The 8,944-nt window shown below is 59.3% G+C and carries 8 protein-coding genes; 1 reads left to right on the forward strand and 7 read right to left on the reverse strand.

The window, feature by feature from the left end:
• Positions 1 to 155: 155 nt before the first annotated feature.
• From C8N32_RS14360 to C8N32_RS14390, 7 genes are all read right to left on the reverse strand, one after another.
• A complete protein-coding gene (locus tag C8N32_RS14360) occupies positions 156 to 1,667 on the reverse strand; it encodes an aldehyde dehydrogenase (NADP(+)) (RefSeq protein ID WP_107893661.1) in 1,512 nt (503 codons plus the stop codon).
• Positions 1,668 to 1,695: 28 nt separating this feature from the next.
• The gene (locus C8N32_RS14365; RefSeq protein ID WP_107893662.1) at positions 1,696 to 2,604 is read right to left on the reverse strand and encodes a dihydrodipicolinate synthase family protein; all 909 of its coding nucleotides are present in this window, start codon (positions 2,602 to 2,604) and stop codon (positions 1,696 to 1,698) included.
• Positions 2,601 to 3,776, reverse strand: a complete 1,176-nt coding sequence (locus C8N32_RS14370; protein ID WP_107893663.1) for an L-rhamnonate dehydratase — start codon at positions 3,774 to 3,776, stop codon at positions 2,601 to 2,603. The genes C8N32_RS14365 and C8N32_RS14370 overlap by 4 nt, the downstream gene beginning before the upstream one ends.
• A 14-nt stretch (positions 3,777 to 3,790) precedes the next feature.
• A complete protein-coding gene (locus tag C8N32_RS14375; RefSeq protein WP_107893664.1) occupies positions 3,791 to 4,807 on the reverse strand; it encodes a 4-hydroxythreonine-4-phosphate dehydrogenase PdxA in 1,017 nt (338 codons plus the stop codon).
• Positions 4,804 to 6,084 carry a TRAP transporter large permease gene (locus C8N32_RS14380; RefSeq protein WP_107893665.1) on the reverse strand — a complete coding sequence of 427 codons (1,281 nt, stop codon included), beginning with the start codon at positions 6,082 to 6,084 and terminating at the stop codon, positions 4,804 to 4,806. Before C8N32_RS14380 ends, C8N32_RS14375 begins: the two co-directional genes overlap by 4 nt.
• A complete protein-coding gene (locus C8N32_RS14385; protein ID WP_107893666.1) occupies positions 6,081 to 6,644 on the reverse strand; it encodes a TRAP transporter small permease in 564 nt (187 codons plus the stop codon). Before C8N32_RS14385 ends, C8N32_RS14380 begins: the two co-directional genes overlap by 4 nt.
• Positions 6,645 to 6,716: 72 nt before the next feature.
• Complete coding sequence (locus tag C8N32_RS14390; RefSeq protein ID WP_107893667.1) at positions 6,717 to 7,661, reverse strand: TRAP transporter substrate-binding protein; 945 nt, start codon at positions 7,659 to 7,661, stop codon at positions 6,717 to 6,719.
• Positions 7,662 to 7,854: 193 nt separating this feature from the next.
• Here C8N32_RS14390 and C8N32_RS14395 point away from each other — a divergent pair, with 193 nt between their 5' ends.
• The gene (locus tag C8N32_RS14395; RefSeq protein WP_107893668.1) at positions 7,855 to 8,508 is read left to right on the forward strand and encodes a GntR family transcriptional regulator; all 654 of its coding nucleotides are present in this window, start codon (positions 7,855 to 7,857) and stop codon (positions 8,506 to 8,508) included.
• Positions 8,509 to 8,944 lie beyond the last annotated feature (436 nt).

An 8,944-nucleotide genomic window follows, 5' to 3' on the forward strand; every position in this document is an offset into this window, starting at 1 on the left:
TCACGCCGAAACTCCGGCGTCGGTCTGTTCCCGTTTCCCATAGAACACCTCCTGGTTCCTCAGTTGGTGCTCTCCACTTCTTTCGGGCAAGTCCAGCCTGGGTGAAATGTTTCCGGTACATCTCGATGTCAAGGGCGGCTCGGAAGCGCCTCTTTTCAGCACCCCCCCGGCAAAAGCGCCTCCGGCATGTTCTGGTAGCAGACAGGACGCAGGAAACGCCGGATCGAAAGCGTGCCCACGGAAGTGGCTCCGAAGTTCGTGGATGCCGGATAGGGGCCGCCGTGCACTATCGCATCGCAAACCTCGACGCCGGTTGGAAACCCGTTGACCAGCACCCTGCCCGCCTTACGCTCCAGGACTGGCATCAGCCGCCCGGCAAGCGGCATATCGGCCTCTTCCAAATGAAGCGTGCAGGTCAGTTGGCCCTGAAGACCTTGCGCGACCCGGATCATTTCCTCGGCATTGGCAACGCGAACAATCAGGCCAAGCGGGCCGAAGACCTCTTCGCCAAGCACATCGTCCGCCAGCCAGTCGGAACCGGAAACCGAATAGAGATAAGGGGTCGCGTTTCGGGATTCACACATCGAGGTCAGTACCGCTTGCACACCGCTGCCGGCGGCCACACGATCTCGACCGGCGCGATATGCTTCGGCAATCCCGTCGGTCAGCATCGTCTGTTCTCCGACCTTGCCCAGGGCCTCGCTCGCCGTGGCAGAAAAGGCGTCGGCTTCCGGTCCGTCTATCACGACAGAAATACCGGGGTTGGTGCAGAATTGCCCTGCCCCCATCGACAGCGATGCGGCCCACCCTTCGCCGATGGCACGACCGCGCCTGGCAAGCGCCGATTGCAACAGGAACATCGGGTTTACAGACCCCAGTTCACCAAAGAACGGAATTGGATTGGGGCGCGAGGCGCACAGATCGAAAAGCACCCGTCCACCGCCAAGCGAACCGGTGAAGCCGACGGCATTGATCAACGGGTGCTGAACCAAGGCCGTGCCGACATCGCGACGCCCGCCTTGAATGTTGCTGAAAACGCCGGGGTGAAGGCCACAGGTGCGGATGGCTGCGTGGATGGCCTCGCTCACCAACTCCCCTGTTCCGGGATGGGCGGAATGGCCCTTGACCACAACCGGGCAACCTGCGGCAAGTGCCGCGGCGGTGTCGCCACCTGCCGTCGAGAAGGCAAGCGGAAAGTTCGATGCGCCGAAGACGGCAACCGGCCCGATCGGGCGCTGCACAATCTTAAGGTCCGGACGCGGCAAAGGCACCCGGTCCGGAAGCGCCGGATCATGGCGACGGTCGAGGTAATCGCCTTTCAGGACATGCTCCGCAAAGAGCCTGAGCTGGCCGGTCGTTCGTCCACGCTCCCCCTGAAGGCGCGCGGCCGGAAGCCCGGTTTCCTGGCTGCCTATTTCTGTGATCGCATCGCCGCGGGCCTCGATCTCATCCGCAATGGTGTTCAGGAACAGGGCACGCGCCTCGGCAGTTGTATACCCATAGCTCCAGAACGCGTCTTCGGCGGCCCTACAGGCCTGATCGACAAGGGCGACTGTTCCCACAAAGAACTGACGCCCCGGCCCGTAGGCAGGTTGCGACGGGAAAGTTGCATCGCTGGAAACCCACTTGCCGGCGATCAAGTGTTTGCCATGTGTTTCAAAAGTCATCGGTTGGTCCAATCGTTTATCGATACATTTACTTGCCCCAGCGGAGCACGACCGGATCCAGCGGCCGGATCAGGCGCAGCAGCAAATCGCGGGTGTCGGGGTGAAGGGGCAAGACCGGATGACGACAGAAGTCCGAGGCGATGACCCCGCCTTCACGCATGGCCACCTTGGCTGAGCGGAACCCGCATTGGCGGTTTTCGTGGTTGATCGCCAAAGCCACCCGTTCATAGGCTGCGATCATTGCGTCGCGGTCACCCTGAGCATGCGCGTCCAGAACCGGGCGGATCTGATCGGGGATCGTGGCACTGGTCATGGTCCCGGTGGCGCCGGCCTCCAGATCGGCCAGAAGCGTGATGGCCTCTTCGCCGTCAAAAGGCGCCTCGATGGCCGCCCCGCCCTCGTCGATCAGCGCGCGCAGCTTGGCCGCCGCTTGCGGGCACTCAACCTTGAACAACTTTACCATCTCGATATCGCGCGCCATCCTGACCAATAGCGGCACCGGCAGGTCGACCCCGGACAAGGGCGCATCCTGCACCATGATGGGCAGGCCGACCTCGCCCACGCGCGCGAATTGCTCGAACGTCTGGTCCGGTGCCGCTTTCATCAGGGCGCCATGATAGGGCGGCATCATCATCACAATCTCTGCCCCCCAGGCCTTGGCGTGGCGTGCCCGATCCACCGCGATTTCGGTCGCAAAATGGCTGATCGTGACGATGACCGGCAAGCGGCCCGCCATATGCGTCAGCGAAATCTCGGTCAACTTACGCCGCTCTTCATCCGAGATCAGGAACTGTTCCGAGAAATTCGCGAGGATGCAGATGCCATCGCTGCCCTGATCGACCATGCAGTCGATCACACGTTTCATGCCCTCGTAGTCGACCGAACCGTCCGGATTGAACGGCGTCGGTGCGACGGGCCAGATACCCGACCAGCTCATTCGAAAATCTCGAAATGCTTGAGATGCCTGTCCGTGATCGAAATGCCAAGACCGGGTTTGCCGTCATCCAGTTGCAGGTAGCCATCGACCGCCTGCGGATCGCCCTCGAAGATGTAGTAGAACAACTCATTGCCGACCTCGACGTCGAAAATCGGGAAGTACTCGCTGATCGGGCAGTTCGCGTTGGCCATGGTCAGGTGATAGTTGTGAACCTGACCGGCGTGGGGAATGACAGGAACTTGTGCGGCCTCGGCGATGGCATTGATTTTCTGCGCCGCGGTGATGCCCCCTACCCGGTTCGTGTCGTACTGAAGCACGCTGACCGCCTTGCGGTTGATGAGTTCCGCGCAACCGATCACCGAGAATTCATGCTCTCCGCCAGAGATCGGAACGATCCCCATGGCGTTCAGTTCAGCATAGCCTGCCACGTCGTCCGCGATCACCGGTTCTTCCAGCCAGCGTGGCTCATACTTCTCGAGCTTTGGCAGCATGCGCTTCGCATAGTCCAGGTTCCAACCCATGTAACATTCGAGCATGAGATCGTTGTCGTAGCCAATCACTTCACGCACGGCCTCGACACGTCTGAGGTTTTCCCGCATTCCCGGCATGCCGTCCTTGGGCCCGTAGCCGAAACGCGACTTGTAGGCGGTGTAGCCGTTTTTCATCGCTTTCTCGGCCTCGGCCTGCATGCTTTCGATCGTCCCGGCATAAAGCTTCGAGTAGTAGACCGGGATCTTCTCCTTGGTGCGACCGCCAAGAAGCTTGAAGACGGGCTTGCCGACAAGCTTGCCCATCAGGTCCCAGATCGCGATGTCGATGGCGCTGATCGCGGTCATGCCGACACCCTTGCGGCCCCAGGCATGGGTGCGGCGGTACATCTTCTCCCAGATGTAGGCGCAATCGAAGGGGTCCTCCCCGATAACCAGCGGGGCGTACCAGTCGTCGATGGCCTTCTTGACCACCGTCGGCGCAAGTGCGGCATTGCCGATCCCGATGGTGCCGTCCCCGGTCTCGACTTCGCAGGTCAACCATTGATGAAACCGGAACGAGGCCATCGCGTCCCCCTTCATCCAGAGCGAATCCGAGGCATTGGTGCAGAAATTTCCGGCGGGTGGAACGGTCGGCCCGGTCCAGTTCCAGACGCGTGTGCGAATAGACTCGATCCTTGTCATCTCGGTCTTCCTGTTCAGGCGGCAACATGGGCCGCACGGTGAATTCGCGCCATGCGAACGAGCAGGTTGAAAGCCTGCACCGTTGCACCGACATTGGCCTTGTTCTGGCCGGCGATATCGAAGGCTGTACCGTGGGCCGGGGTTGCGACCGGGATCGGCAAGCCGCCGGCAACGGTCACGCCGCGGTCAAACCCCATAAGCTTGATCGCGATCTGGCCCTGGTCGTGATACATCGTCACCACCGCGTCGACTTCGCCGCGCCTGGCTTTCAGAAACACGGTGTCCGAGGGCCAGGGGCCTGTGACGTTCTTCTGTTTTGCCTGGGCCGCATCGATGACCGGCTGAAGAATGTCGATCTCTTCCCGCCCGAACTTGCCGTTGTCTCCCGCATGCGGGTTCAAAGCCGCAACCGCGATATGTGGCCGCGCTTTGCCAGCGCGTTTCAGCGTGTCTTCAGCCAGGCCGATCGCTTTCTTCACCGCGCCGGGCGTGATGTGCGCCGCGACATCCTTGAGGCCGATGTGGCTGGTTACACGCGTGGTCATCAAATCGCCCAGAACGTTGATTTCGCTGTGGTACCCCTGAAAGCCCAGATAGCGTGCCATGTAGCGATGTTCGTCCTCGGCGTTCATACCCGCGCGGGTAAGCGCAGCCTTGTTGAACGGGGCAAATAGTACACCATCGACCTTGCCTTCGACCGCCAGGTCAAGCGCCTTGTTCAGGCAAAGCAGACTCGACCGCCCGCCCGAAACCGTGACCTCGGCAATCCTCACCTCATCCGGGTGGATCGTTTCGAGAGGAAGCCACGAGACCCCCCCTTGGGTTTCAATGGCGCCTTCCTCGGTCTGGACAAGCTCCACAGGCAAGCCGGCCTGTTGTGCCCCTTGTTCCCAGACATGGGCGTCGCCGATCAGAACGATGTTGGCAACGTCGCAAATACCGTCTTCATTGAGAAGTTTGGCGATCAGTTCCGGCCCGATCCCGGACGGGTCTCCGGGAATGATGGCGAGACGTGGTTTCGGATTCGTCATTGGATGTACCCCGTTAGAGCGAGAGACACCTGCGGCACATAAGTGACCAGCAAGAGAATAAAGGCAAGCACGCCGATAAAAGGCAGGTTGGTGCGGGAGGTTTCCCAAATCCCCGATTTTGCAATCGAGCACGACGTGATCAGAACCGAAGCGACCGGCGGCGTCTGCTGGCCGATGGCCAGGTTCAGCGTCACCATGATCCCGAAGTGGATCGGGTCGATCCCGACCGCATTGACCAGCGGCATGACGACCGGCACGACCAGAATGATCGCCGCAGCCCCGTGCAGGAACATACCCAGCACCAGCAGAAGAAGGTTGAGCAGCGCCAGCACGACAAGCGGATTGGTCGTCAGTTCAGTGATCTGCTGTGCCAGTTTCTGGGGCACCTGGGCCTGGGTCAGAAACAGGCCCAAGGCCGCAGATGTCGCCACCAGCAACATCACGACGCCGGTCTGGCTGACCCCTTCCAGAATCACCTTTCTCAGGCGCGACACGTCAAGGTCGCGATAGATGAAGATCCCGATGACAAGCGCCGCAAGCACGGCCAGCCCCGCCCCTTCCGTCGCCGTTACGATACCCGAAAAAATGCCCCCGAGGATAATGACCGGCATGGTCAGGGCCCAGAATGCCGCCTTGAAGCTCCGCCAGACATGGCAAAGATCGAACCCCTCGGCCCTGGGCAGATCATAGCGAAGCGCCATCAGATAGGTAACCAGCATCAAAAGCCCGCCGCCCAGTACGCCCGGCACGACACCGGCGACAAACAGCTTCAGCACCGAGGTTTCGGCGATGGCTCCGTAAAGGATCATCGGTATGGAGGGGGGGATAATGATGGCCAGAGATGCCGAAGACGAGGTAATCGCAGCCGCAAGCGTCCGGGAGTAGCCCCGCTTCTTCATTTCCGGGATGAGAACGGTGCCGGTCGCGGCCACATCGGCAACAGCGGAGCCCGATATCTCGGCAAAGACCATAGAGACGCCGATGTTCACCATACCCAGCCCACCCCGGACAAACCCGATCAGCGCGGTGACAAAATTGATCAGCCGTACCGAAATGCCGGACGTGTTCATCAGGTTGCCCGCAAGGATGAACAGCGGAATGGCGATCAGCGGGAACGAGGTTGCGCCGGAATAAAGCGCGATCGCCATGTCGTAGAGCGTCGCGCCACCGGGCGTCAGCAGCAGACCGCCAAGGGCAACGATGCCGATAGAAACGGCAATCGGCACATTGATCAGGATCAGACCGATCAGGGCGATGGTGGTAAAGAGAAGGATCATGCCCGTTTATCCTTCCGGACCGCTTCGGCATTCTCGCGCTCGGCGTCGGCAATGGCTTGTTCGATTTCGGCATGGTCCACGTCAATGCCATCGACGACGTTCTTTACCACACGGGGCGCCGTCAAAAGGGTGCCGACAATCATCAGGACGGCGGTAATCGGGATGACCGACTGAACGATATCGAGTGTCATCCAGCGAATACTGAGAAGCGAATCCCATTTCGCGGCGGCCAGGACCGCGTTGCCGTAAAAGGCGACAACGGCAAAGAACGCGATCACCAGAAATTCCGAGAACAGCGTCAGCGCCACGCCCGCCCGCTTCGGCAGAGCCATCACAATGCTGCCGAAACCCATGTGTTGACGCAAAAACAATGCATAAGTCGCGCCGAAATACGTGAGCCAGGCAAGAAGGACGCTGGCAATCTCATCGTACCAGGACGGCGATGCCCCGAGATAGCGCATGGTGGTCGAATAGATCACCGAGAACGCCAAAGAAACCAGAAGGACGATACAAATTGTCTCTATAAGCCACAGCAGCAGTTTCTCGAATATCGCCACCATGGCGAATGCCTCCCTCTGGGTGTGGAGGTCACCGGCGGGCGGTGGCCGGGCCGGTGACGGGCGCGATGGGGCTTACCTGGCCAGCGCCTGGGCACGGCTGATGAGGTCAGCCCCACCTTCGACCTGCGTCGCAAAGTTTTCGTAAATCGGAGCGGAGGCCGAGATGAATGCCGCCTTGTCCGCCACGTTGACTTCCATGCCTGCAGCCTTGACCTTGTCGAGCAGCTGGTTGTCAGCGGCTTCGCCCTCTGCCAGAGCCCAGTCCTGAATCGACGCAGCGACAGTCTTTACCGCAGCCTGCACATCCCCGGGCAGATCGTTCCACGTTCCCAGTCCGGTTGTCAGGTAGGTTGGGGAATACACATGCCCGGTCATGCTCAGGTACTTCTGGACTTCCTGAAAATTGGCGCCGGTGATGTTGGTCAACGGATTTTCCTGGCCGTCCATTGTGCCCGTCTGAAGCGCAACGAAGACCTCGGAGAAAGACATCGGTGTCGGATTGGCGCCCCATTCCTTGAACATTGCGACCCGCCACTCGGAAGAGGGCGTGCGAATCTTGAGCCCCGCAAGATCCGCAGGGGTGTTGATCGGGCGCGAATTGTTCGTGATCTGACGGAAACCGTTTTCCCATGTCGACAGAATTTTAAGACCGGCCCCTTCCGCCTTCGGCGCAAGGTCCGTCTGAATGATCCCGGCATCGATCGCTTTCAGGTGGGCACGATCCTGCACAAGGAAAGGCATGTCGAACAGGGCGAATTCCGGCGCGACATTGGTCATGATCGACGAGATCAGCGTGAATTGCACAGTGCCCAGCCGCAGCTTCTGCATCAGCTCTTTTTCATCGCCAAGCTGGCCATCCGCATAGAATTCAACGGTATGGGTATCGCCCAACTCGACCTGTAGATCTTCCGCGAATTTGGCGGCACTGCGCCCTTGAAGGCTGTTGGACGCCGCACCGACCGCGACGATGTAAGTATCAGCCAGAACCGGCGCGGCCGTGGCCAGCACTGCGCCCATCAATACACTGGCAGAAATGCCACTACGAAAGGCTTTCATCGGGTAGGTCTCCTCTCCCTTACACATACGTTGCGCATTTTTTTACATGTATTTTGTATACAATTGCAAAGTATAGACCGACAAGTTTTTTTTGGATATCTTTCAGACGCGCCTTCAAGCGCGCCAAAAACGTTAACAACCCAAAGGTTTAGCAATGTCGTCCACCATTGCCATCACGAACCGCTCCCTCCACGATCAGGTGGCCAGCCGTGTTCGCGACCTGATCATCGAGGGAACTCTTGAGCCAGGGAAACGAATCGACGAAGCGCGTCTGATCGACGAACTGGGCATTTCCCGCACTCCTTTTCGCGAAGCGTTGAGAACGCTTGCGGCCGAGGGACTGGTGATCGTACGTCCGTCCAAAGGCAGCATCGTGCGCAAGCTTACTGCGCAAGATGTCTTCTCGATGCTTCAGGTTCTGGGCAACCTTGAGAAACTGGCTGGAGAACTTGTCTGCGAAACCGCAACCGATGAAGAGATCGCCGGTTTGATAGAACTGCACGAGCGAATGATGGGCTATTACCGTACCCGTGACCGTATGCCGTACTATAAATTGAATCAGGAGTTTCATTCGCGTCTCGCTGAACTCTCGAAAAATGAGACCCTGCAAGAATTCCAGGCAAACATTCAGGCGCGACTTAAGCGTATTCGCTATATCGGAAACGAAAAACCTGAATACTGGGCCGGCGCCGTAAAAGATCACGAGGAAATGGTCGCAGCCTTGTCCGAACGGAACGGAAAGCGATTGGGCGAAGCCATGTCAAACCATCTCGCCAAGACCTGGGATCGCGTAAAAGATAGCCTCTGAGAGCACCCCAACGGACCTGCAGCCGCACCGGACCCCGCCGCCCCCTCTGGACAAGAATGACTTCTGTATCCTGCGTACAGGATAAAAATATAAACCCTTGGAGCAAACTCCCCCGGAAGGAGCGGCGCAGCCAAAGATACAGCAGACCCTGGCACGTCTGAACGGCTTTTTCCTGCCCCGAGGCGTGATGGTTCTGACCGTTCGGGCGTATCACCGGTTGCTCCCGCAGCACTGCTATTGACCTGCTAAGAGCCGACACCCGTCGGCCCCCTCTCCAGGTTTAAATCGTTTTGCATTTAATCTGAGGCATATCCGGCAGTTTTGAGGAAGTTCCAGCACTCTTGCGGGTCGAACATCTCGCGGATGTCTCCGAGGGCCCGGAACAAGGTGTCGAAGGGTCTGGCACCCATGCGTCTCAGGTGGGCCTTGAGCTTCG

Source organism: Rhodovulum imhoffii, from assembly GCF_003046545.1.
In the GTDB taxonomy this organism is placed as follows: domain Bacteria; phylum Pseudomonadota; class Alphaproteobacteria; order Rhodobacterales; family Rhodobacteraceae; genus Rhodovulum; species Rhodovulum imhoffii.